Raw genomic sequence first — 23,057 nt, 5'->3', positions numbered from 1 at the left:
TGTGATCATTTGAGCTCAATCGGACAGAAAACTGGGACAGTCCTATCGGACGCTCGCAGCTGAACGGGGCCGAGGCGTTAGGCGGAGCTCCGCAAGATGAGATCCGCATTGAGGAGTACCCGCTCTTTGTCAGAGGTGGCTGCGACTTCGCCGTCGAGGTCAATCATCTCGAACAAAAGCTTCGTTGCCAGTCTGCCGATCTCGTTAAAATTCTGGGCGACGGTCGTGATCGGTGGACACGCGTAGCGTGAAAGGGGATGATCGTCGTGGCCGGCGATTCTGAGATCGCTGTCTGCCGTTCGGCCGACCTTCAGTCCGCGCTGATAGGCAGCGGCTATAGCGCCAAAGGCGATGCGATCGTTTGCGCAAAGCACGGTCTTGGTTGGAAAACCGCCCCCGTCAATCCAGCGTAGCGCCTCCTCAAAACCGATGCGCTCGAAGTCCCAATCCGCCTTCTCGGAAAGGGGCAGGACGACGGGCTCCATCTGCAACTCGCGCATCGCTTCCACGTAGGCCGCTGCACGAGTTCGGGCATTGGTGTTGACTGGCGGCATTCCGAGGTAGCATGGGGGCTCCCCGGACCGACAAAGATAGTCGACGATAAGCTGAAAGCTCTTGCGGTTGTTGGTGCCGACAAAGGGCGAAATGTCATCAAGTGGAGAGTCGACGAAAACCAGTGGGATCGCGGCTGCAAGGGTCAGCAGTGTTTCCTGATGAGACTGAACACCAAGTGGCGCAATGATGGCACCGGCCACGTTCATCGACTTCAACGTCTCAATTGCCCGAGCTTCCAGCTCCGGGTTGCCGTCAGAGGAGAGAATGAAGGCCAGAAAGCCGCTGGCATTTGCGATAAATTCCACGCGCCGCGTCAAAGCCATGTAGAAGGGATCGGTTGAGTCCGGGATGATGATCCCGATGATGTTGCTGCGGCGACGGTTCAGATTGACAGCGAAGATGTTCGGGCGAAACCCGCTTTCCTTCAACGCCGCTTCGATGATGTTGCGGGTCTTGATGCGGACCGAGCTTGGATCGTTGAAATATTTGGATACCGTCGGGCGGGACAACCCGACATATTCGGAGAAATCCTCCATGGTCCTGATCGGTTTGCTTGTCAAAGCCGGTCCCACCCTCGTTCATGCTTAATCGATTTAAACTATAGGAACACTTCAAGCAGATGTCTGCCCGTCGCGCAACCGTCGCACTGGCTAGGCGCGGCAGGCCTCGAAGTAGTCATCCAGCACGTGATCGATTGCGGCGATAGTCAGATCTTGCGCCCGTGGCTTGACCTTGCCTGCGCGCACCCCAGCGTAGCTTGCCTGAAGGTACTGGCTGATCAGAGTCTCCGGAATATCAACGCCGTCGAGGAGCGTGAACATTGCAGTCACTGCGGCGTCGATCTCGGAATGGGGCCAGTAATAGCGGACGCGGTCCGAATAGCTGAAATGGCGCTGAATATGCCGGTCGGCCTCGGAGCCATGATAGTATTTTTCCCAGTTCTTCGGCTCGGCTGTGAGGACGCGCTCGATGGTGGCCACGAGCGTTTCCTTGCGCTTGCCGGCAAACAGGAACTCGGCGATCCGGTCCAGCCCGTAATAAGCTTCGCGCAGTGCAAAGGTCAGCCCCGGCCCGACCTTCAAGATGGCAAAGCCATCAAGCACGAGGCGACGCAGAGCATCTTGCGTCTGGTAGTCGGTCGAATGCGCCTCGAATACCAGACCCGGAAGATCGGATAGGGCGGCGCTAAGAGCTGCGGCTCGTTCCGGAACATAGGAAATGACGTTCTCGTTGCCAAACTCGACGCCAGGCTGCACGACTGCGCCGACAACACGGGAGAAGGCGTCCGGGACACCGGCCGCCTCAAAGGCATCCCGATGGACGCTGATCGTCTCGCGCGCAGCTTCCGGCTTCGTCACGTCCAGTACATCAAGCTCCTCCATCGCACCGCCAGGAATTGGAACCTCGGTGCCGACGATGTAGACCGGCTTGATGCCGTTGATGCCGTCCAATGCCTCTTCGGCAACGGCGGCAAGTCGGGCAGCGCGAGAAGCCGTGATTGCGTCGGGGAGGGCCACTGGCTCGCCGGCGCAGCCCATGCTGGTGTCCAGGTGCAGCTTGGTGAAGCCGGCCTTCGCATAGGCTTCGATCATCGTGCATGCCTTTGCCATTGCTTCGTCGGCTGGCAGATGTTTCCACGGATTGGGTCCGAGATGGTCGCCGCCGAGGATCAGCCTTCCAAGATCAAAGCCCGTTTTAGCGGCAATATTCTCGACGAAAGCGCGAAAGTTGGCGGGCGTCATTCCTGTATAACCGCCGTCCTGGTTTACCTGGTTGCAGGTCGCTTCGACAAGCAGATGCACGCCGCGGCGCCGCGCATGCAGCATCGAGGCCTCGATGACGGCAGGATGGGCAGAACATACAGAGGGAATGCCCTTGACGCCGTCGCGTCCGCGCCACTTTGCGATATCGGATAGGTAGCTTTTCTGCATGTTACGGATTCCCTTGCGATTGGATGAGCGCGTCCAGTTCTGCGCGGGTCGAGGCGCCCTCCATCGGGCCTGCCTTGGTCACGGCGCGTGCACCGGACGCATTGGCGTAGCGCAGGACTGCTGCGGGTTCCAAGCCGGCGAGCCAGAAGGTCACGAAAGCTGCGCCGAAGCAGTCGCCGGCGCCGGTCGGATCGACCTCCTCGACCTTGTAGCCCGACTGATCGAGCCACGTATCCTTGTCGAAATAGCTGGCCCCCTTGTCACCGCGCTTTATGACGATCGCCTTGATGCCCTTGGCAAGCAGTTCGGCCACGGCCTCCTTCTCTGTCTTGGCCTCGGCAAAAAGGAACAGCTCCTCGCCGCTCGGCATGAAGAGGTCGGTCTTTGCGAGCACGGCTTGCAGCGCCTCGCGCATGCCAGGCGCATCAAGTATTTCGGGCCGCAGGTTTGGATCGAAGGATACCGTTCCGCCAAGGGCCTTGACCCTTTCGGTCGCCGTCAGGATGCTCTTGACGACGCTCGGAGCATAGAGCGCCGTCCCCATCACATGCATGTGGGTGCAGGTATCGATGAGGGCGAGCGTGTTGTCCGACAACTCGATGGTGCCGCAGGCGCTGTGACGGATGTTGAAAACGAACGCCCGGCTCCCGTCCTCGCGATAGCGCACGAAAGCACTGCCTGTCGTGCCCTGCGGCACGATCTCGATACCGGAGATGTCGACGCCGTCTGCCTCTAGCCGGTCGATGTTGACCCAGCCGAAGTCGTCATCGCCGACGCGGGAAATGATCGCGCATTCCTGGCCGAGCTTACCGACCTGGTCGATGAAGATCGCTGGTGCGCCGGACGGAAAAGGTCCGATGAGTGGAACAGCCTCGCGGAAGCCATCGCCGCGTTGCGTAGCGATGATCTCGACGAGAATTTCGCCAATGGTAAGTATCTTGGACATGCCGGGTGCTTCCCTTTTCTTATTGCTTCGCCCGCTTCGCGCGCACGTCGAGATAGACGGCCACGAGAATGACCAGGCCCTTGACGATGAGCTGGTAGAAGTAGGGAACCGATAGCATGTTCATACCGTTGTTGAGCACTCCGATGATGAGCGCGCCAATCAGCGTGCCGATCATGGTGCCGACCCCACCCGACAGGCTTGTGCCGCCAAGAACAGCCGCTGCGATTGCATCAAGCTCGTAGCTCATGCCTGCATTCGTCTGGGCAGAGAACAGGCGGGAGGAAAGCAGGATGCCACTGATCGCCGCCATGATCCCCGAGATCATAAAGATGACAATCTTCAGCCGGTCCACCTTGATGCCGGAATAAAGGGCCGCTTCGCGGTTACCGCCGGTCAAATAGGCACGGCGCCCGAAGGTCGTCTTCGACAAAAGGATGTGGTTGAAGACGAAAAGCACGGCAACGAACCAGATGACAAGGGGAATGCCGAGAAGGCTCTGGGTGCCAATCGCAGTCCAGCTCGGATCCATGATCATGGCTGGCGCGCCATTAGTCGGCAGGCTGACGAGGCCGCGATAGATGCCCATGGTCGCGACGGTCACGATGAAGGACGGCAAAAGAAATTTCGCCGTCAGCACGCCGTTCACGAAACCGAGAAACGCGCCGGCGAACAGCGTTAGCAAGACCGCTGGCACGAAGCCGAGGCCGAATAGAAAACATTGCGCGCCGACCATCCCGGCAACCGCGATGATGGAACCGATCGAAAGATCGATCTCGCCGAGAAGGATCACCCAGGTCATGCCGAAGGCCGCAATGGCGATCACAGCGACCTGCTGCAGCACATTCAGGAAGTTCGCCAGCGACATGAAGCGCTGGTTTGTGATCGAGAAGATCACGCAGAGAACGATCAGCGACAGGAAGATGCCGCCATATTGTTTCATTACGCGCATGAAGGCGGCGTTGGCCGCGAGCTTGTCATTCATGATAGGAATCCCGTCGCAAAGCTCATGATCTGTTCCGGCGTCATCTGGCTTTTGTCTGCGATCGCCGTCATGCGGCCTTCACTCATGACCACGGTTCGGTCGCTCATGCCGATGACTTCGGAAAGCTCGGAGGAGACAAGCAAGATTGCTGTGCCCTCCGCCGCCAGCTGGCGGATGATCTTGTAGATTTCAAATTTGGCACCGACGTCGACGCCGCGTGTTGGTTCATCAAGGATGAGAATTCTCGGCTTGGTCAAAAGCCACTTGGCGAGCACAATCTTTTGCTGGTTGCCGCCCGAAAGTGAGCCAGTTGTCGTCTCAAGCGAGGTGGTCTTGATCGCGAGCCTGCCGATTTCGCTGGCAGCGGCAAGCCGCTCTCGCCGGCGCGCTAGGAAGCCGAGCCGACCAGCAAACTCATCGAGCGCCGCCATCGATATGTTGCTTTCAACGCTGTGGCTGAGAACCAGGCCTTCCTCCTTGCGGTTCTCGGTGACGAAGCCGATGTGCCTGTTGATCGCGTCGACAGGCGAGGCAATTTTCACCTCCGCACCGTCAATGGCGATCGAGCCTGCCGATGAATGGTGCACGCCAAACAGCGTGTTCATCACCTCGGATCGTCCGGAGCCGATCAGGCCGAAGAAACCAAGAATCTCGCCGGGTCTGACATCGAAGGAAATGTCCTGAAACTCACCCTCGCGCGACAGACCCTTGACCGCAAGCACCGGCTTCACGTCGATTGCGGGCGCTGGCACGGCGCGGGGCGGATAGATCTCGTTCATGTCGCGACCGACCATCAGCGCGATCAGCTCGTCGATCGTCGTCTCGGTCTTGTCGCGGGTGGTGATATAGCTGCCGTCGCGAACAACCGTTATGTCGTCGCTCAACCGCATGATTTCCTCCATGCGGTGGGAGATGTAGATGATGGCGACGCCCTGCGACTTCAGGCGCGCGATGATCTCAAACAGGATCTCAGCCTCGCTGTCGCTGAGTGATGAGGTCGGTTCATCGAGAATGACGACCTTGGCGTTGATGCTGAGGCCCTTGGCGATCTCGACCAGCTGGCGTTGGGCGATCGACAGGTCCCCGACCTTATCGGTAACGGAGACCGGCAAGCCAAGTTCATTTACGAGCTCGGCGGCTTTGCGCACGAGCGCCTTGTCGTTGATGAAGCCGGCGCGTGTGGGCTCGCGCGTGGCGAGGATGTTTTCCGCGACAGTCAGGTTGTTGCAAAGGCTAAGTTCCTGAAAGACGATGGTTAGGCCGGCATGGGCCGCATCCTGGGGATTGGCGGGATGATAGGGCGCACCGTCGAGGACAATCGTACCCGACGTCGGCTGGTAAACCCCGGCAAGGATCTTCATCAACGTCGATTTGCCGGCTCCATTCTCGCCGAGGATGGTGTGTACGCGGCCGCGTCGCACGCTGAGCTGCATGTCCTTCAACGCCAAGACGGCGCCGAACACCTTGGTCACACCCTTGATTTCGAGGATTGTACTACCGCATGCGGCGTCCATGACGTCATCCTTCAGGTCGAGCGTTACGATGGCCCACGGCAAGGCGTGGGCCATCGGAAGTGAGCGGTCCTTTTCTCTGGAAAAGCCGTCTCGGGAGGAGGAGTGTTACTTCTTGACGTAGACGCCCGGGACGATCGGTTGGCTTTCCGGAACGGTTTCGCCGGCCTTCAATTTTACCGCGGTATCGACCGCGAGCTTGCCCATCTGGTCCGGGAACTGCTGGATCACGCCGACCATATCGGGATCGCTGTCGACCGCCTTGATTGCCTCAGGCATGCCATCAAAGCCGATCACCTTCACCTTGCCGGTCAGGCCTGCCGACTTGACAGCAACAGAAGCGGCAAGTGCCGCATCGTCGCCAAAGCCGAAAATGCCGTTGATGTCGGGATTGGCCTGAAGCATGTTCTGTGCGACGGCCAGCGCTTCTGCGCGGGTAATGCCGGTCTGAATTGAAACGATCTTGATGTCGGGATGCTTGGCAATGGCGTCCTTGAAACCGTTAACGCGATTCACGACAGACTGCACGAGCGGGTAGTCAATGATCGCGACATTGCCCTTGCCGCCCAGCTGCTCGGCCATGAGTTCGCCGGCCTTGACGCCGCCAGCATAGTTATCGGTGCCAATGTAGGAGGCGACCGTGGCGCCTTCGACGGGAACGTCGACAGTGACAACCTTGATGCCCGAGGTCTGCGCACGCATGACAGCGGCCAAAGCGCCCTTGCTGTCGACCGGCGACATGATGATTGTGTCGACACCCTTGACTATAAAGTCTTCGATGTCCGCCAGCTGTTTGTTGAGATCCTGGTTGGCGATGGCGATTTCGGCGTTGACGTTTTTCTCCTTGGCTTCGGCGGTAATCGCCTTTGCCAGCTCGTTGTAAAACGGATGCTGCTGCGTCAGCAGTGACACACCAATTCCGTCAGCATGCGCAGATGCGGCCGCAAGGGCAAAGGTTGCGCCGGCAAGCAGGGATTTTGCGAAAGAAGAAAGAGACATGATCCTCCCCAATGTAACGAAGGCCGTTGAGCCACATCCGCGAGACGGGCCTCCTGTCGTCAGCGGATGGCGGGAGAGATACTTTCAAAATTAACGCGCGTCAACTTTAAAAGATACGCGCGATAAAATATGTACAGAGCTGCTCTCCTTGACAGCTTTCGGCGACATCACCTTGGCAACCACTTCGCGCCAATACATGGGATATCCATGAGTTGCAGCGGCACCGTCGCGTCACACGGTACTCGGGAGTTCGACATGCAGATATTGACGGCTTGTCAAACATGGAATGCTGACGATCCCGGACTTATTCTTCGCACGAGCCTCGCGCTGGAAATAAAGGCTGGTCAATACGCCTGGCGAAGTCGCCGAGGCATTGCCGGCCGCCTGGCCAATCGACGATGGTGAAGACTACATCGCCGCCGTCAGGGCATGTCTGACATCAACGGAAATGCGTCCGCTTGCGATGCGCGCGCAGCACTCATCCAGACGGGCGACGGACTGGGGATCTATGATGACCGTCGTTCGCTAAAGCTGCCGAAAATGCTTTGCAGCCAGACGTTTGGGACCATCACTTTCAAACTAAGGTGAAGTCGCAAGAGAGGCGCTGTATGGACCACGATCCGAGCCGAGAATGATCAGGCGTCGATGACCATACGGTGCAGAAAGGCGCGGCGCCCTGTCCGGCAAATGCAGAGCCCAACTTAAAAGCCGCCTTGCCGAAACGCTCCCAATACCAGCTTGAAGTTCGGACGATCCGGACATCGGCAACGAGGCAGCTGACCGTGCGGACAGCGTGAAGCCAGACGGACCTTCCCTGAGCATAGGGAGGAACTTTCGTGTATTTTGCTCCGGTTCCGCGGCACCGATAGATGCCGTCTGAGTTGGATCAATCGCTGCACCCACCGCCTCTTCCGGAGGCCGGAAATTCGGGATCGGAACGGCATACAAGGAAAGATCCGCGATTGGCGCCTGGCCGTTCGCCCGGGCAGTGACCGAATTTGGGCCTGCCTGGTGGGCAAGGGCCCTCTCGGCGCGGCTGGATGGGACTGGAACGAGTGCGACCTCGATGGGGCCTGCCGAAGGGCTCGCCTGGCCGGGTTCGACAGCATCTTCCTCATCGGCTGTTGCAGCATTCTCGATCGAACCCGATTGAATGCGCTTGTTGTGGTTGGCGACAGCCTGGGCGTAGCCCGGAAGGGGTCTGCCGTCAGCCGGAACATGCATGGTGCGGCCATTCGGGAATAGGCTTGCGAGTTCCTGCCGCGACATCCGCGGCCACGCCCTTACTCGACCGACGTCAAGGTGCACGAAGGGGGACCCGGAACGGGGATAGTATCCAACACCGCCGATCTGCAACTGCATGGCAAGCGCCCGCAATGTCTGCAGTTTCACACCAGGGATGTAGAAGTCCATCGCTTTGCCAAGCATATGCTGGCTTGTCTTTGCAACGCCGGAGCTTCGAGAACGCGAGCGCAGCATCTTGTTCGTCGTCGGAGATCTGTAAGCTGATACAACGTGGATATAGTCACGCGCACCGCTGCGATGATAAACCTCCCAGACGAGATCGAGCAGACGCGGATCCATCCGCGTGGGTTCGTTTTTCCGCCAGTCACGCAAAAAGCGATTGATCTGCGCGAGCCCTCTCGGATCAAATCTTCCGTCGCGTTTGAACGTGATCGTGGTTCGCTCTCCGGTGTGCGTAAAAAAGAGCTTCAAGGCACGATCCTCTGCCTCGGCGGTCATTCCTGATAGGAGAACGGCGAGTGTTGCGATCGCCGCTTGCCGAGCGCGTCTGGCGATCGACCATAGTGCTCTGCCGACAGCACCGAAGATGCACGGCGTCAACCGCCTTTCCGGATCATCAGACATGGCCAACCTCAACCCTTTGGCCCGGCAGGCGTGCAGACGGTTTGCAAAGCCAGGCATGCGAGAGGCAATTATGGTCAACAATGTCCTAACAACCTGTTGACGTATCCTGGGGGATTCGCATTTTGCTGCATGCCTGGCGGGTAGAGGAAGTGACCAGGCGTAGAAGCTTACGCCTTATACCTTTCCAGCGCAGTCAGGTGCTGGACCGGCGGGTCGGCATCGTCCCAACGGTATATTTCAGTTCGCAGGAAGTGAAGTTCGTCTGCCAGAAGATCCTCGTCGACTTCGATCCACCAGGACTTCGGACGACCGTCGCTCCCGTCAGACCAACGATATCCCCGTGCTTTGAGGTGATCCTTCATGTCGAAAGGACTGTGTTCGGCAAACAGACGAGCGCGCGATCGCTCGGAGGCCCTGAGCAGTTCGGCGAAAGGCTTCTCAGCTTCCGCTTTCTGATGGTCGAGGACTTCCAGCAACGCGAAGCAATCGTCAACGGCGCGATGGCCAACGTGGAAATAGCCTGCCTGACCGACAAGGTAGCCGAGCTTTGTGCCCGCGAAACCGCGCGCGCTCCAGTCGATCTCAGAGACCGAACACGCCCAGGCCGCACCGATCTCGATGATCTCGTTCTTGCGGTGATCAAGGCCGGTCGTCTCGGTGTCGATGAGAACGCCCAGGCGTCCAAATTCCGGTCGGCGACGTGTGGGAGCGGAACGGGGAGCAAGCCTGCGTAACACGCGGTAGTCCCCGGTTGCCTCCAGGCATTCAACCATTTCCTCTGCACTCCAACCGATCGATTTCCGATCGGTTCGGCGAATACGCTCGATTTGCAGTTCGCTGGCCGCCAGCGTCGAAGCAAACATATCGAGTTGTTTTGTCATTCAGTCCTTCGTTCAGCTCAGCCGCATTTTAGAACGTGGCGCCGTCCCACATTACATCAATGCAAAGCCAGGTGTTTCTCGATGACGGACAGTATCCCCACCTTTTCTGCATGGAACGGGGTCACCTCCAGGGGGCACCGGGGCCTGTCCAATGGGATCGCGCTTGCGAATTCCCGTACTCATCGTATGCAACCAGCTCGGTCCGTCCTTGAGCGACATTCTCCCGTCTCGGCGCAGGCGTTTGTCTCGACCCGCAAATCTGCGAGTTCAAATCTTTGTCACCTCCGTTCACGCTGATTGCGTAACCCAAATTGCGGAGGATTTTGATCCATGCAGGCAGTCGCACTCAGTCAACCCCGAACATCCCGTGACCTAGGTCTCCTTGAACAAATGTATCGGCTGCGCGCCCGTGTCTTTGCGCAACGCTTAGGCTGGGTCGCGTGTAAGGGCGAGCGCGAGTGCGACGAATTCGACGCGCTTGAGCCGACCTACATTCTGGCAATCGATGAGCAAAGCAATGTCGTTGGCTGCGCGCGCCTTCTTCCTGCCTGTGGCCCAACGATGCTGCAAACTCTATTTTCATGCTTGCTTGGGGGTGGTGACACGTTCCGCCCTCATGCGTCCATGATCGAAAGCTCGCGCTTCTGTGTCGACATCGACCATTGTCACGGAATGGAGGGGCGTCCGCTGCATCTGGCGACCCGGACCATGTTTGCCGCAATTGCGGAATGGTCCTTTCTCAACGGCTACAACGAGATCGTCACAGTAACCGATGTCCGGCTCGAGCGACTTCTCAATCGCTCCGGTTGGCCGATGAGACGTCTGGGAGAACCTCGCCTCATCAACGAAACGCCAAGTGTTGCGGGTGTTCTCGCCGCCGACCAGGCAACCTTCGAGCGGATCTGTCCCGCCGACTACCATTCTGAATTCGTCGAAAGGGTGAAGGTGGCGTAAGGCAGACATTGGATCGGCGTCCGGCGCATCCGCACTTGAGGGATGTATTCATCTCGCCATCGAGAGACGCCAAAGGACTGTTCGGCCGCGGTGGCCGAACAGGTTCTTCGATAGGAACTGTCAGATCAAACCCAGTTGCAGCGCCAGGGAAAGTGCCTGTTTCAGGTTCTTTACGTTGAGTTTCGCGCGGATGTTGTCGAGATCCCAGCGAACGGTGTGGTAGTTCAAGCCAAGGATCTCGGCGATGTCCTGCATCGACTTCCCCGCGGCTATCCATCCCAAGCACAGCGCCTCGCGGTCGGACAAACCGGGCTGGCGCTGGGTTGTCGGACAATTCGTCGAGACGAGACGCGAATGCAGAAACGTTGCCGAGGTTGCGGCGACGGCGCATTCGGTTTCGCAGAATTCTCTTGGACGCAAATTTTGAGAGGAAGCCAGGGTCAGCATTGCAACCTGCCCGTAGCATACGCGTATCGGCACAGTCACCCCTGCGCGAATGCCGAACTGCGACGCCGCGTCCCAGAAACCGCGCTCGTCTTTCGTCGCCCGTCGTCGTTGCTCATCGACGCACCACTGAAACGCCCGCATCATCCGTTTGCCCATAGTGACGACGGGATCCAGCGCCATGTATGAGCGGCCGAAATACATCGCCTGCCAGTCCTGCGGATAGTTCGATACGGCAAAGCTCCTGGCGCTTACGGCGTCGAGATTGAGATATGCGAAGCGCTCGAAACCATGCTTGGTGGTGATCCTCGCAACGGCGGCGCGAAGCGAATCCTCCGTGGACGTTGTCGCGGTCGAATCGATCATTTCGTGAAAAAGAGTACGCATATTCATAGCCGATAAGCTCCCCCAGGATGCGCAAAGCTCCATGTGGACGCTGATGTCGACGACCACCCTTGCGCAATTCAATGAACCCCGTCGTCGCCTGCGCGACGCCAACCCAGCTTTCAGCCCGTCCATGACGATCAGGCGTGCATACGATTAGTTGCATGGTTCTCGCGCATCAATTGGAACGGTGTCCGGAAACAAAACTTAATAGTTCGCGGACATGGCCTAGCCCGCCATCACGTCGGCCGTGAAAACATATCCTCCAAGTCTCACTGTCTTGAGCAGGCGAGGGTTCGGCGGATCGTGTTCTATCTTTTGACGCAGACGGCTGATGTGGACGTCGATGCTGCGCGTCACGGGTCCTGCAACACCGGCATGCGTCGATGTCAGCAACTCTTCGCGTCGCATCAGCCTTCCCGGGTTCCGGCACAGTGCCAGCAGCAGATCGAATTCTGCAGAGGTGAGATCAACGATCTGGCAGTCCGGACCCCAAAGCTGGCGTTCAAGAACGCTGAGACGAAAGCCGGCGAAGGTGAATGCTAGCGGTTGCCGATGTGTGGGAATGCGGGCGTGTGAGGCACGTCTCAGAAGGTTGTTGATCCTGGCGACAAATTCAGGGATCGAGACGGGAGGTGACATGCAATCATCGGCCCCGGCTTCTAGCGCCAACACGATCAGATCCGCCTTGAAGGGCTCCACAACAAGGAAGATCGGGATGGCGCTGCTGGTCCTGATTTGCCGACAGAAGTCGATTGCTTCGTTTGGCGATGAAACGGCATCGACGATCACCGCGTCATATTGCGATCGATAGAGATGCCTTCGCAGTTGAAGGATGGAGTGTACCACCGACACAGCCATCGCCTCCTTTTCGATTGCAGCAATGATTGGATGAGCATCCGTGCCGCCGTTATCCGCAAAGATGATCTTCGCTTGAATGAGTTCTCTCCGCCTGCCCTTATGGATTGAATGCCACGTCGGAAGCGTATGACAGGTCCGACGATAATCCCTCTAAGGTTGCGGTCAATATTTACTCTTGCCAACTCGCATAATTGCTAATCCCGCCTTCTCAGGCATTTCGATTAATCTTTAAAGGCGACTTACAACCTCTGCGTGTTACTTATGTCGAGAAGACTAAACTCAAGATGATCGGCACTATCACTCGATGGGCTCATTCGTTGGGGCCGTGCCGTTGCCGGCGCCGTCCAGCTGCGGCTGAGCCTTGCGTCCTTTACAGGAGAGGTTGCGACAGGTCAGGCAGGGTAGGGGTTTTGCTGCCACATGGGGATCATTGCAGTGCTCCTCATCCTCCAGTCTGCTTTCTTCCAACGACGCGTTCGACATTTCCAAAGGGGTACACATCTAGTTCTCCGGAGGGGACGAGGTGAGAACAAAATTATGCAGCCGTTCCTTTGCAGCCTCCAATTTCACGACAAATCAATTCATTGGCCATTCATATCAATGGAAAACCAGCACTTGGGGATACCAAGGCGTAATGTCCGACAGGTGCCGTCTGCTTCGTCCCGTTCTTAGATGTCGTGTGAACATCGTAGAAATATTTCTTAATCGAGCGTTGGACATCAATGTTTGAAGCGCACCCTCTATCGTGAGATTGTACGGGTGCCAAAACACAACAACAGCGACAGTATGCCATGAGACCGACGATTGTTATCGGCTCAGGGGACGGCGATCTGTGCTTCATTGCCCGCCACCTTCTAGAGCATTCCGGCTTTGCGACGAGCCTGCAGTCAGAAGCCAATGACATCGTTATCGCCGCGCGCCAAGACAGCGTCTGTGCGCTTCTGATTGACGGCCGGGTCAGGGACGCAGTTTCGGCCTGTGCGCAGATTTGCGATCTTCGAGCAGGCAGCGCGATCATCATTGTCGCCCTGGTTGACCCGGGGGCGCATGGCCAGGGTCTCGCCTTCCTCAACGCGGGCGCCGATGAAGTCTTTACCCGACCGGTTCCGCCCAGTCATCTGCTTCGTGCATTGATGATGCAAGGCACGACACAGCGCCTGAGATATGACGACATCGAGATGGACGTGGCGGCGCGGCGCGTGTGGCGTGCCGATTGCCCCGTCTACCTTCCACGGATCGAGTTTGCCATCCTGCGCTACTTCCTTCTTCAGCCCGACAGGATTTCCGACCGCAGGGAGATCATCAGGCAGTGCTGGCCAAGTGGAATATACGTCGATTGCAAGACGGTGAACGTCCACATCGGGCGACTGCGCAGGTGTCTGAGGATTGAGGGAGCCCCTGACCCCATTCGTACGGTGCGCGGCATCGGCTATGGCATCGGCTCCGTCTCCCTGCCCGAAAGGAGAGCGCGATGGCGTACGAAACCTTGATCCTCAATGGCCGCGTTGTCACGGGAGATGGATCAACAGTTCACACCCGCGGTTCCGTCCGTGTTCGCGGCAGAACGATTGTCCAGGTCGCGGAGGGTCAGCTTGCGGCCGCCGCGGGATCGCTTGTCATCGACGCCGACGGCTACACGATCATTCCCGGCATTATCAACGCGCATGCGCATGGGTGTGTGCACGGCCCCTCGATGCCGAGCGGGTCCAAGCCCTTTCGGTCGAGCGACGTCGATTACTTTCGCAACCGACACCTGCTTTCCGGCACCTCTACTCTCCTGAATGTCTGCGGCCTCGCACTGGCCGATGAAATCGACGATGGGCGAAACAACCATCCTCTCGACATACATATCACGAGCGCGCATACGCCGAGCAACCTTCGCGCCGCACTTGCAATTGACGGCGCCGGTCTCAGCGACCGTCATCATGCAGAGACCATCGAGACGATGATTGGTGCTGGGGTGCGAGCGCTTGGCGAAGCCGGCGGTGGTCAAACGCTTGGGGGAGGGGCCCAGGACTATCGCTTCATACCGGACGCGATATTTGCATTGTCGGGCATCAGGCTCTCCCCGAAATGGGCGCGAAGTCTCAAAGAAGCCGTCCTTGGACGCACCCTCGACGGTAAGGACGCAGCTCCAACTGAACTGATCGAAGCACTTCTCGCCGAATGCGGTCTGTTATCGATCATGTCCGCCCAGAAACTTGTGGAGCTGATAACGAAAACCGTCATGCCCCCTGTCGCGCTCTCCTTGAGAGGACTGGAGGAGATTGCCGCAGCCAGTGCGCACTATGGCCTGCCAGGCATATTCCACCACGCGCTCCCAACAGCACGAACATTATTGAACCTGGCAGTGCGATATCCATCAGCCCGCATTGTGGCGGCTCACGCCAACCATCCCTCGTTTCGTCCGGATGAATGTGTTGCCTCCGCACGCGAACTCAAGAAGCGTGGCGTCGTCATCGACGTTTCAACACTCGACTGCATTACAACCCGTTGGCGCAACGACGCGACCAACATCGACCTCCTGGTCCGTGAGGGGCTTGTCGATACCTTGTCTACCGATTTTGCCGGCGGCGATTGGGACAGCATCCTTGCAGCGATCAACCGCATGGTGCAACGAGAGCAGACGACGTTGCCTTGCGCGATAGCGCTTGCAACCGGCAACGTTGCTCGGATTTTCCCCGAGTTTGCGGGAGACAGGGGCATTCTCGCTCCTGGAAAGCGTGCCGATGTTGCGATTGTCGAAAGCCACAATCTTGCTCGCGTGCGGCACCTGATGATCAATGGCCGATTTGCCGTTTGGAACGGTGCGAGAAGCGACAAAATCCCCAAGCACCCATGAAGCGTCCGGTTCCAGCATAAGGACGTAGTGTGCCCACATGACGCGCTCACATTGCGATGAACCCTGTCAATCCTCGTGCATGTCCAAATACTGTGGCATTTCCGTAAATAGCGGTCCTGCCTCGCCCTGCGCCAGTGCCAGCACGCCGTCGACAATGGCTTGTCGCTTCCCCGGCGTAAGCCTGGCGGCTGTCAATCGACAGAACTTCTCCTCTATACCGTGCCACAGCAGCGGCAAGCCGGGATCTCCGAGTGGGCCACCCAAGTCGGAAACAAACTTGCCATTTTTTGTTTGAACAGTGACGCGTGCCAGGGTTTCGGCCGGAAAGAGGCGGTCGCTCTGATGATGAACCACGAGCTGAACCTTCTTTGCAGCAGCAACGAGATCCGGGCGTGCAAGGCACTTGGTTGTTATCGGCAACAATCCGGAGGAGCCGTCAACAAGGGCAATCGCGAGACAGTAGGGAAGACTATACTGGACATCGACGAGGTTCTCCGGCGAGGTGCGATTTGCAAGCCGGAGCGCCCAGCCGAACGTCTCGACATCGATCGAGATGAGGGTCTCTGACGTCAGACCATAGCGTTCAACAAGCTCAAGAAGCCGATCGAGAGCCGGATGTATGTAGCGGCAGCACGCATAGGGTTTGAAGTAAGTGCCGAGGATCTCCCAACGGTGACCGAGTTCTCCGAGTAGCAGGCGTGGGTCGTAGTAGTCAGGGTGATCAAACAGATCAGAAGGACCCGTAAAACCGCGACGCGCAAGCTCGAGAGCCATAAGCCCCGTGGCACTACTCCACGGGATGCCTTCCTTGACGTCGTTGCCGGTCATCTTCGAGTAACCAGAGCTACCATTTGCCTGCTGGTTCGGGGCAAGCACGCCGGCAATGGCAAGCGCCTGAGCAGTCACCCCTGGTGAAGCCTTGAGCAAGACCGCCGCGGTTGCGGCGGATGCGATGGCAGCCCAGCGTCCCGACTGCCGCGTGGAAATAGTTTGCGGGTTCTGTGCCGCTGCCGTCCTCACTCCAATGTCGTAGCCTGCGACAATTGCAGCGATGATGTCGTCGCCGCCAAGCTGTTGCATCGAGCCGATGGTAAGGGCAGTCGTTACCACTGAGGCTCCGGGATGGCCTCGTGCTGCCCGGTGACCGTCGTCGATATCAAGGGCGCAGGCCGCTGCTGCGTTACAGAAAAGGGCGCCGACAGCGGCCAATTCCTGTCCCGAAAACCATATCGGCGTATCGCCTTTGCCAAAGAGGGTAGCTGCGGATCGGCGCGCTGCCGTTGCACTGTCGGAGGAATGACCGACGATGGCAGCACCGATAAGATCAAGAACACACCGGATTGCCATGTTGCGCGTCTCGGCAAGGGGAGGTCGAGCGGCGACAGCCGAGATATGTTCGGCGAGTATTTCGGAAAGGTACAATGAACCGCCTCCCTTCCATCAAGTCCGGGTTGCCAGCATGTGATCGTTGTACGCACGGTATTTTTTGTAGGTCGCCTGTGCGACATAGAGATCGAGCATCGGGAGGCCAACGCAGGTGACGCAGGTCGGACCTTCCTGCTCGACGTGCAAATCACCGGAGCCCGAAAGCTCTGCAACTCCAATCAACGGGCCGATCTGCTCGAGGGAAAGGCCGCGCCTGGAGAAATGCAGCGCAATACTTTGCGAATTCCGGCGAGAGACGGTCGCTACGTCATCGCAGACGACAAGACCCGATCGAAGTGCTCGCTGGAGGTAGGTCTCTGGGACCTCATCTCCACCGAGATGCAGCGATATGGCGCGTCGATGAAGGGCGCAATCGTCAAACAGAGGTGTTCTGGCATTCGTGGCCGTGATCACAAACCGGCAGAACGGTAGGCGTGTGGTGTCGCTTGCAGGGATGACTGGGATCGTCGTGCAACCCGCGATGTCTGCCATCAGTGCCTCAAGGCCTTCCCTGCTACGCCCACGCACCACGATCTCTTCGATCCTGTCTGCGAAACGGAAATCAAGGCACTCAATCACGCTGCGGGCGATTGGGCCCGACCCGAACAAAAAGACTGATAGCTTATCCGTTGGATTCGTGAACATGCCCAGAACCGTCGTTGCATAGGTGCCCGTGCGCCGGGCGGACATTGCGGTTCCTTCCAGAACCGTCACGAGGCGCAGGGTTCGCTTCTCCAGCAGCAGTACGGTCGAGGTCGATCGCGGAAAGCCGAGATTGCGGTTGAACGCGTTGGCACCGATGATCTTGACGCCGCCGAATTGATCATTGACGCTGTAGAGGCACGACAATTTCCATCCCAACCGATCGTTCTCAAACTGGGACTTGAATGGAGCGACGCTTTCGACCTCCCAGAAGGCTTCCTCTGGCAGCGACAGCACGGACTTGCCACCAAACGATTTTCCTGACCGGATGTCCCGCCAAGCCGCATCTGTTGCGTCCAGAAGCTCCTGCGTGGTCAGGTCGGCGCCTGCGGCGCGGATCTCTTCACAATTGAGAAATTTCACGTCGCGACTAGCTTGAATGTTCTGTTCCTGCATGGACGGTTTCTCCTTCTCGCCAATTCGGAAGAACCTAGCGATCCAGAGGAAACGGCAGGATGAAACTTGGATAAATTCCTGGGAAAGCAAAGCGCTTGCGAAACGCCGTCGCTACATGCGTTCCGGCTTGATGTGGAGGTGCTTGCCATCAAGGAGCACCCGATGCTCTGACATCGGAATCAGGCGCCGTACTTCGGCAAGGCGATGCGGATCGATTTCGACCTGGAGAACTGCCGGAAAGTGGCCGGCTTTGCCAATCACCGTTCCCCAGGGGTCGCAAACAAGAGAACGGCCTAACGTTTCCCGGCGCGGGCCGCCGGGAGTTGGGTAACTGCCACATTGACCACATGCGACGAAGTAAGCCTGATACTCGATCGCCCGCGCCCTGCATAGCACCTCAAAGTGCGCGCGTCCGGTTTGGCGGTTGAACGCAGCAGGGAGAATGAAGATATCGACCATCTCGCCGGCCAGCCGATCGAACAGGCGCGAGAAACGAAGATCGTAGCAGATCACGCATGCGATCCTGTATCCATTCAACTCGTAGATAAGAAGATCATCGCCCGGCGTCACAACCGACGATTCCGCGTATGTCATCCCGTTCGGCGCCGTTATGTCGAACATATGAATCTTCCGATAGCGGCCGACCTCCTCGCCGCGCGCATTAAACACGATCGTCGTATTGTGCACGGGTCCGTCGTTGCGCTGCCGTTCCAGCAAGCTGCCGGCATGTATCCAGACTGAATTGTCCTTCGCAAAACGCTCGATGAAACCGTAGGCCTCGCCCCCGGGGACGCGATCGGCGGCGCTCCGTTTGTCTTCTGCGGTACCTCCCATCCAATCGAAGTGCTCAGGGAGAACAATCAGGTCGGGAGTTCCGCGCATCGCTTCGTTCATCAGCCGCTCGGCCTGAACCAGGTTCCGGCGGCGGTCCGGTTGCGAGTTCATTTGAATCAACGCGATTTTCACGATCCGGTCTCCGGCTGGAATTCAAAAATCGATCTGCCTGCCGCCAGATGCGTTCGCACGGCGACCGATCTTTGCTGGCGTTGCCTTGCTGCTTCAGCGATTTGGCGCATCCGGTTGGCATCGGCGACGAATACTCCGGAGCGGTCGGCAAGTACGGCCTGGCCAGGCAACACGGCGGTACGTCCGCAGGCGACGGGAACATTCAAGGAACCACCGATGCTGAATTGACGATTGGTGGTCTTGGAGGACACACCCCGGCACCAGACCGGCAGCCCAACTTCCACGATCTCCTCGACATCAGTACATGGACCGTCCACGACGATGCCAACGGCACCCTTCGCCATGGCAGCCATTGCCACCCCGCCTCCCACGCAGGCGATGTCATCGCCGTCGACACGGGAGATCACAAGCATATCGCCGGGCATGAGCTGGTCGATCGCCTTGTAGATGATAGAACCGTCGCGGCCAGGGGCCGCGACGGTTACGGCAACTCCGGCCGCATGAGCCGGGAACAGCGGAAGGACCTGACTTCCCACAAATCCCACATGCTCCACGTGGCCAATCGTCGCCGTCTCTACCGATGACAATAGTTCGATCAGGTCAGGATTCAGGGGTGGATGGCGATCCATCAATTGATAGAACATTGTCACGGATAGCTCTTCGTTTTGGGGATCAGACTGGCCGTTCGCCTGAGGTCGTCGTACGGTGCATGATCCGGATGAAGGCCGGATCAAATGAATCGCGACGATGCATCGTGCATCGATTGTCCCACATCATGATGTCTCCTTCGTCCCACTGCTGCACAAAGACTTGCTTGGTGCTGGTCGTGTGATCCCACAGCTCCGCCAACAGCGCGTCACTCTCGTCGCGGCTCATTCCGACGATCCATGCGCCGTCAATTGTTCCGCCGAGATAAAGCGCCTTGCGACCCGTCTCGCCATGAGTGCGAACAAGTGGGTGCACGACGCCGCTCCACTCGCGATAGTCCTGGCTCTTCGGGGTCGATTTTCCCAGCCGCAGCTTACCCGTTTTGTCATAGACGTTCTGGAAGAAGATCTGCCGTCCATCGACGGCTGCTTTCAGTGTCGCCGGCAGTGTTTCGTAGGCAAGATAGGTCGACAGGAAGTAGGTATCACCGCCTGAGGGAGGGACTTGAACTGCACGCAAAATTGCCCCAGCCGGAGGCTTCTCGTAGAACCATGTGTCCGTATGCCAGGTGGCCTCACTGTTTCCCATGGCTCCACTGGGCTTTCCGTCGGTCATTGCGTTGCTGATGACAAGAATTTCCCTGTGCGTTGGATGTCCCCCTTCCTGCAACTGCTTGGGGTGGATGACAAACTCGCCGAAATGCCGGGAGAATGCCACCTGCTGCGCGTCTGTGATGCGGGTCTGCTTGAACCGTATTACCCCATACTGCAGCCAGTACCTTCGGATCGCCTCGATGTCGCGGCTGTCGTATCGGTCGAAATCAAAACCCTCGATATCAGCACACACGTTGCTGGAATGCTGAATGGCCTTAAGCCGCTCCTTTGTAAGCATTTTCATCTCCTATAGTGACCTTCTCGATTAGGTCACGGTGATCCTAGAGCGGGCCCCTGGGAGATCTCCAATATGAACCCCGAGGCATTGATGCGGCTGCTTTATCGATCGCTGCTCAGTCGGCCAGGAGTTTCAATGCACAGGCAGGAATGCCGAGCTTCAGCTGTTGCCCAGGGGCCGGCATTGCGTCCGACCCTGCGGAAGGAACCAGAACGCTGACGTGAATTTCGGGCGCGAGTTCAACGCTCATCTCGAGCGATGCCCCAAGATTTATCACTCTTCGCAACATACCTCTAAGCACGTTGAAATCCTCCGGAACCGGAGCGTCGTCGACAAGCGGCTGGATGTCTTGGGGTCGAATGACACAATAGCGGGCATCTCCCTTTCCGCGCGTCGCGCGAAGTCTTATGTCGCACCTGTCGATTGCAGCATCCCATGCGGTTCCAGTCGACGTTACCTCCCTCAATGTCAGAATATTGGACTTCCCGATGAAATCGGCGACAAAGGTCGATTGTGGATCGCCATAGATGGAACCGGGATCCCCTTGCTGCGCGACGGCCCCCTTCCACATGACGACGATGCGATCGGACATTGCCATCGCTTCTTCCTGGTCATGAGTGACGTAGATGAAGGTCATACCCAGTTCCTGCTGCATCTCCTTCAATTCCGCACGCATTGCTTCGCGCAGTTTCAGGTCAAGATTGGATAACGGCTCGTCGAGCAAAAGAACCGAGGGTCGTGGCGCAAGCGCCCGCGCCAGGGCGACGCGTTGCTGTTGTCCGCCCGACAGCGCTCTGGGATAGCGGTCTGCCAGTGTGTCGAGATGAACCCTGCGAAGCGAGGACTGAACGATTGATCCGATTTCGTTCTTTGGCGTGCCTTTCATACGCAGGCCGAACCCAACATTTTCGGCGACGGTCATGTGTGGAAAAAGTGCATAGTTCTGAAAAACGAGGCCGATGTTTCGGCGTTCGGGAGGAACATCAACCTGGCTGCGGCCGCGAATACGGATGTCGCCGCCGGACGGTGCGCTAAACCCGGCGATCATGTTAAGGGTTGTGGTCTTCCCGCACCCGGACGGTCCGAGAATACTGACGAATTCTCCCTTCGGAATCTTAAGATCAATGTTTGTGACGACCGATATCGGACCGAAGGATTTGCTGACGGAGATCAGTTCCACGTCGATTGCACTCATTTGCTACCACCATGCAGTTGGGCGGAAAAACCGCCGAGTTTTTCGAAGCTGAAAATCACGATCAGAATGAAGGCCATGGATGCGACGTTGACCGCAGCCATGACGGGGTCGAGGCTGTATTCGAGATAGTTTATGACGGTGATCGGCAGCGTGGTTTCTCCCGGTCGCACCAGAAACACCGAGAGCGGAATATTGTTGAACGAGATGATGAATGCGAATGTCACCCCTGACAGAATACCCGGTTTGATCGCAGGCAGGAGGATGAACCTGATCCGCTGCCATTGATTTGCCCCGAGAATCTGGCCTGCTCGGAAGAGGTTGCAGTCAAAGTTTGCAATCGACGTGGCAACCATGCGAACCACGAAGGGAAGCGCAAGCACGCAGTGACCGGCAATGAGAGCCGGCGTTCCGAGCAACGGCTGTAGTCCGATCACGGACAAAAACAGAACCACCGCCACGCCCTTTACGATCTGCGGCACGGAAAGCGGCGAAAGGAGTGCGGCCATGACGATCTCGCTTCCTGCAAACTTCTCGTAAGCGACGACATAGGCAGCAACGGTCCCGATCGCGCCACTTACGACAGAAACGACAACGGCAATTTTGACGCTTAGCCAAAACGGTCCAAGCCACCGCTCCGACGCAAGATCGAAGTACCATTTGACCGTCCACTCCCACGGTCGAAATGTCACGTCGCCGGTTGGACTGAGGGACGCTGCAAAAACCACCACAATTGGCAGCGCGATGAAGGCGATTACCAGTGCAAGAGCACACCAAAACAGCGCGGATATCACTCTGTTCATTTCATACCTCCTGCGACGCTCTGATACTTTTGGCGACAACCCGCCTCGAAACGAATCCCGGCGTATGAGATCACGAGCATGAGGATCAGCAGCGCATTCGCCATGACAGCTGCGAAGGACCAATCGATATAGAAGAGGACCTGCTCGGAAATCATGGTCGCCAGGACCTTGAAGCCGGCTCCGCCGAGCAGCGCGGGCGTCGCATAGGCGCTAGCAGACATTGTAAAGGAAAGAAGGAATGAGCTTATGAGACCCGGAACCGACAGAGGAAGCAGGATGTGCCAGACAACGGCATGACGCGGCGCTCCCAATATCTGGGCTGCGCGTTCGAGGTTGTCATCTATGCCTTGGATACTTGTCGTCAAGGACAGGATTGCGAAAGGCAACACGACATGGGTCAGACCGATGACAACCGCAAACAAGTTCTTCGACAAGGGAAGCGGGGACGAAATCAGCCCCGCGTGAATTAGGACATCGTTGATGAAACCCCTGTCTTCCAGGATGATGAGCCAGCCATAGGTTCGCAGAACGACACCCGCAAGCTCGGGCGCGAGCGCGATGGCAAACACGATTGAACGCCACCGCCCTCTCGAACGCGCCAGATAGTAGGCAACTGGATAGGCGAGCAAGGTTGCCGAAATCGCAACCAGACTCGACATGAGAGTTGTTCTCCAAAAGCCGAGGAGTGACAGACCGTCGGTAAAAAAACGCGAATAGCTAACAAGGCTCATTCCCTGCGATGATGGATTGTGAAAGCTCATTCCGATCATCATTCCCATCGGCAGAGCAAAGAAAAATACAAGCAGACAGGTCGCTGGTGACAATCCCAGAAACCTGATCCAACCCCTGGCAAACACTCGCCGTTTGCCAGGCAT

The 23,057-nt window shown here is 57.8% G+C and carries 21 protein-coding genes; 3 read left to right on the top strand and 18 right to left on the bottom strand.

Annotated features, from left to right (window positions below):
* Positions 1 to 77: 77 nt before the first annotated feature.
* From IB244_RS13780 to IB244_RS13740, 8 genes are all read right to left on the bottom strand, one after another.
* On the bottom strand, positions 78 to 1,091 hold the full coding sequence (locus IB244_RS13780; protein WP_025659166.1) for a LacI family DNA-binding transcriptional regulator: 1,014 nt from the start codon (positions 1,089 to 1,091) through the stop codon (positions 78 to 80).
* Positions 1,092 to 1,205: 114 nt separating this feature from the next.
* On the bottom strand, positions 1,206 to 2,486 hold the full coding sequence (locus IB244_RS13775; RefSeq protein WP_025659165.1) for a D-tagatose-bisphosphate aldolase, class II, non-catalytic subunit: 1,281 nt from the start codon (positions 2,484 to 2,486) through the stop codon (positions 1,206 to 1,208).
* 1 nt (position 2,487) lies between these two features.
* The gene (locus IB244_RS13770; RefSeq protein ID WP_192304594.1) at positions 2,488 to 3,432 is read right to left on the bottom strand and encodes a sugar kinase; all 945 of its coding nucleotides are present in this window, start codon (positions 3,430 to 3,432) and stop codon (positions 2,488 to 2,490) included.
* Positions 3,433 to 3,451: 19 nt separating this feature from the next.
* Complete coding sequence (locus tag IB244_RS13765; protein WP_025659163.1) at positions 3,452 to 4,414, bottom strand: ABC transporter permease; 963 nt, start codon at positions 4,412 to 4,414, stop codon at positions 3,452 to 3,454.
* Positions 4,411 to 5,928: a sugar ABC transporter ATP-binding protein gene (locus IB244_RS13760; RefSeq protein ID WP_192240528.1), complete on the bottom strand. Its 1,518-nt coding sequence runs from the start codon at positions 5,926 to 5,928 to the stop codon at positions 4,411 to 4,413. The genes IB244_RS13765 and IB244_RS13760 overlap by 4 nt, the downstream gene beginning before the upstream one ends.
* A 105-nt stretch (positions 5,929 to 6,033) precedes the next feature.
* On the bottom strand, positions 6,034 to 6,924 hold the full coding sequence (locus IB244_RS13755; RefSeq protein ID WP_169680818.1) for a substrate-binding domain-containing protein: 891 nt from the start codon (positions 6,922 to 6,924) through the stop codon (positions 6,034 to 6,036).
* Between the two features lie 579 nt (positions 6,925 to 7,503).
* Positions 7,504 to 8,793 (bottom strand): DUF882 domain-containing protein, encoded by a 1,290-nt coding sequence (locus IB244_RS13745; RefSeq protein ID WP_192304592.1) that lies wholly within the window; start codon positions 8,791 to 8,793, stop codon positions 7,504 to 7,506.
* Between the two features lie 167 nt (positions 8,794 to 8,960).
* Entirely contained in the window at positions 8,961 to 9,674 is a 714-nt protein-coding gene (locus IB244_RS13740) for a 3'-5' exonuclease (protein WP_192304590.1), read from the bottom strand.
* A gap of 330 nt (positions 9,675 to 10,004) precedes the next feature.
* On the opposite strand from IB244_RS13740, the gene IB244_RS13735 reads away from it, so the two are divergent.
* Positions 10,005 to 10,628 carry an acyl-homoserine-lactone synthase gene (locus IB244_RS13735; RefSeq protein ID WP_025659158.1) on the top strand — a complete coding sequence of 208 codons (624 nt, stop codon included), beginning with the start codon at positions 10,005 to 10,007 and terminating at the stop codon, positions 10,626 to 10,628.
* A gap of 120 nt (positions 10,629 to 10,748) precedes the next feature.
* Here IB244_RS13735 and IB244_RS13730 read toward each other — a convergent pair whose 3' ends face one another.
* Positions 10,749 to 11,465 (bottom strand): autoinducer binding domain-containing protein, encoded by a 717-nt coding sequence (locus IB244_RS13730; protein WP_018856392.1) that lies wholly within the window; start codon positions 11,463 to 11,465, stop codon positions 10,749 to 10,751.
* Positions 11,466 to 11,684: 219 nt separating this feature from the next.
* Positions 11,685 to 12,317: a response regulator transcription factor gene (locus IB244_RS13725; protein ID WP_192304588.1), complete on the bottom strand. Its 633-nt coding sequence runs from the start codon at positions 12,315 to 12,317 to the stop codon at positions 11,685 to 11,687.
* Between the two features lie 791 nt (positions 12,318 to 13,108).
* Here IB244_RS13725 and IB244_RS13720 point away from each other — a divergent pair.
* Both IB244_RS13720 and IB244_RS13715 read left to right on the top strand, forming a co-directional pair.
* Entirely contained in the window at positions 13,109 to 13,807 is a 699-nt protein-coding gene (locus IB244_RS13720) for a winged-helix domain-containing protein (protein WP_192304586.1), read from the top strand.
* Positions 13,789 to 15,159 carry an amidohydrolase family protein gene (locus IB244_RS13715; protein ID WP_192304584.1) on the top strand — a complete coding sequence of 457 codons (1,371 nt, stop codon included), beginning with the start codon at positions 13,789 to 13,791 and terminating at the stop codon, positions 15,157 to 15,159. The genes IB244_RS13720 and IB244_RS13715 overlap by 19 nt, the downstream gene beginning before the upstream one ends.
* Before the next feature lie 66 nt (positions 15,160 to 15,225).
* On the opposite strand, the gene IB244_RS13710 is transcribed toward IB244_RS13715, so the two are convergent.
* The 8 genes from IB244_RS13710 to IB244_RS13675 form a co-directional block, all read right to left on the bottom strand.
* A complete protein-coding gene (locus tag IB244_RS13710; RefSeq protein ID WP_192304582.1) occupies positions 15,226 to 16,581 on the bottom strand; it encodes an MmgE/PrpD family protein in 1,356 nt (451 codons plus the stop codon).
* Positions 16,582 to 16,599: 18 nt separating this feature from the next.
* Positions 16,600 to 17,682, bottom strand: coding sequence for an ornithine cyclodeaminase (locus tag IB244_RS13705; RefSeq protein WP_192304580.1), 1,083 nt, complete (start codon positions 17,680 to 17,682; stop codon positions 16,600 to 16,602).
* Between the two features lie 111 nt (positions 17,683 to 17,793).
* Positions 17,794 to 18,648, bottom strand: coding sequence for a carbon-nitrogen hydrolase family protein (locus tag IB244_RS13700; RefSeq protein WP_192304578.1), 855 nt, complete (start codon positions 18,646 to 18,648; stop codon positions 17,794 to 17,796).
* On the bottom strand, positions 18,645 to 19,298 hold the full coding sequence (locus IB244_RS13695) for an RraA family protein (protein ID WP_025659150.1): 654 nt from the start codon (positions 19,296 to 19,298) through the stop codon (positions 18,645 to 18,647). The genes IB244_RS13700 and IB244_RS13695 overlap by 4 nt, the downstream gene beginning before the upstream one ends.
* 22 nt (positions 19,299 to 19,320) lie before the next feature.
* Positions 19,321 to 20,187, bottom strand: a complete 867-nt coding sequence (locus IB244_RS13690) for a TauD/TfdA dioxygenase family protein (RefSeq protein WP_192304576.1) — start codon at positions 20,185 to 20,187, stop codon at positions 19,321 to 19,323.
* 115 nt (positions 20,188 to 20,302) lie between these two features.
* Positions 20,303 to 21,382 carry an ABC transporter ATP-binding protein gene (locus IB244_RS13685; RefSeq protein WP_192304574.1) on the bottom strand — a complete coding sequence of 360 codons (1,080 nt, stop codon included), beginning with the start codon at positions 21,380 to 21,382 and terminating at the stop codon, positions 20,303 to 20,305.
* A complete protein-coding gene (locus tag IB244_RS13680) occupies positions 21,379 to 22,182 on the bottom strand; it encodes an ABC transporter permease (RefSeq protein WP_192304572.1) in 804 nt (267 codons plus the stop codon). The genes IB244_RS13685 and IB244_RS13680 overlap by 4 nt, the downstream gene beginning before the upstream one ends.
* Positions 22,179 to 23,057 carry an ABC transporter permease gene (locus IB244_RS13675; protein WP_246734418.1) on the bottom strand — a complete coding sequence of 293 codons (879 nt, stop codon included), beginning with the start codon at positions 23,055 to 23,057 and terminating at the stop codon, positions 22,179 to 22,181. Before IB244_RS13675 ends, IB244_RS13680 begins: the two co-directional genes overlap by 4 nt.

The sequence above is a fragment of the Rhizobium sp. RHZ02 genome (assembly GCF_014851575.1).
Taxonomy (GTDB): Bacteria; Pseudomonadota; Alphaproteobacteria; order Rhizobiales; family Rhizobiaceae; genus Rhizobium; species Rhizobium altiplani.
This window is presented reverse-complemented; position numbering and strand designations above follow the sequence as displayed.

Coding starts and splice junctions, on each gene's coding strand:
- IB244_RS13745 (WP_192304592.1), bottom strand. CDS start 8,793: ATGTCTGATGATCCGGAAAGGCGGTTGACGCCGTGCATCTTCGGTGCT.
- IB244_RS13715 (WP_192304584.1), top strand. CDS start 13,789: ATGGCGTACGAAACCTTGATCCTCAATGGCCGCGTTGTCACGGGAGAT.
- IB244_RS13770 (WP_192304594.1), bottom strand. CDS start 3,432: ATGTCCAAGATACTTACCATTGGCGAAATTCTCGTCGAGATCATCGCT.
- IB244_RS13725 (WP_192304588.1), bottom strand. CDS start 12,317: ATGGCTGTGTCGGTGGTACACTCCATCCTTCAACTGCGAAGGCATCTC.
- IB244_RS13775 (WP_025659165.1), bottom strand. CDS start 2,486: ATGCAGAAAAGCTACCTATCCGATATCGCAAAGTGGCGCGGACGCGAC.
- IB244_RS13705 (WP_192304580.1), bottom strand. CDS start 17,682: ATGCAGGAACAGAACATTCAAGCTAGTCGCGACGTGAAATTTCTCAAT.
- IB244_RS13760 (WP_192240528.1), bottom strand. CDS start 5,928: ATGGACGCCGCATGCGGTAGTACAATCCTCGAAATCAAGGGTGTGACC.
- IB244_RS13780 (WP_025659166.1), bottom strand. CDS start 1,091: ATGGAGGATTTCTCCGAATATGTCGGGTTGTCCCGCCCGACGGTATCC.
- IB244_RS13680 (WP_192304572.1), bottom strand. CDS start 22,182: ATGAACAGAGTGATATCCGCGCTGTTTTGGTGTGCTCTTGCACTGGTA.
- IB244_RS13720 (WP_192304586.1), top strand. CDS start 13,109: ATGAGACCGACGATTGTTATCGGCTCAGGGGACGGCGATCTGTGCTTC.
- IB244_RS13690 (WP_192304576.1), bottom strand. CDS start 20,187: ATGCTTACAAAGGAGCGGCTTAAGGCCATTCAGCATTCCAGCAACGTG.
- IB244_RS13675 (WP_246734418.1), bottom strand. CDS start 23,057: ATGCCTGGCAAACGGCGAGTGTTTGCCAGGGGTTGGATCAGGTTTCTG.
- IB244_RS13765 (WP_025659163.1), bottom strand. CDS start 4,414: ATGAATGACAAGCTCGCGGCCAACGCCGCCTTCATGCGCGTAATGAAA.
- IB244_RS13730 (WP_018856392.1), bottom strand. CDS start 11,465: ATGAATATGCGTACTCTTTTTCACGAAATGATCGATTCGACCGCGACA.
- IB244_RS13740 (WP_192304590.1), bottom strand. CDS start 9,674: ATGACAAAACAACTCGATATGTTTGCTTCGACGCTGGCGGCCAGCGAA.
- IB244_RS13735 (WP_025659158.1), top strand. CDS start 10,005: ATGCAGGCAGTCGCACTCAGTCAACCCCGAACATCCCGTGACCTAGGT.
- IB244_RS13755 (WP_169680818.1), bottom strand. CDS start 6,924: ATGTCTCTTTCTTCTTTCGCAAAATCCCTGCTTGCCGGCGCAACCTTT.
- IB244_RS13685 (WP_192304574.1), bottom strand. CDS start 21,382: ATGAGTGCAATCGACGTGGAACTGATCTCCGTCAGCAAATCCTTCGGT.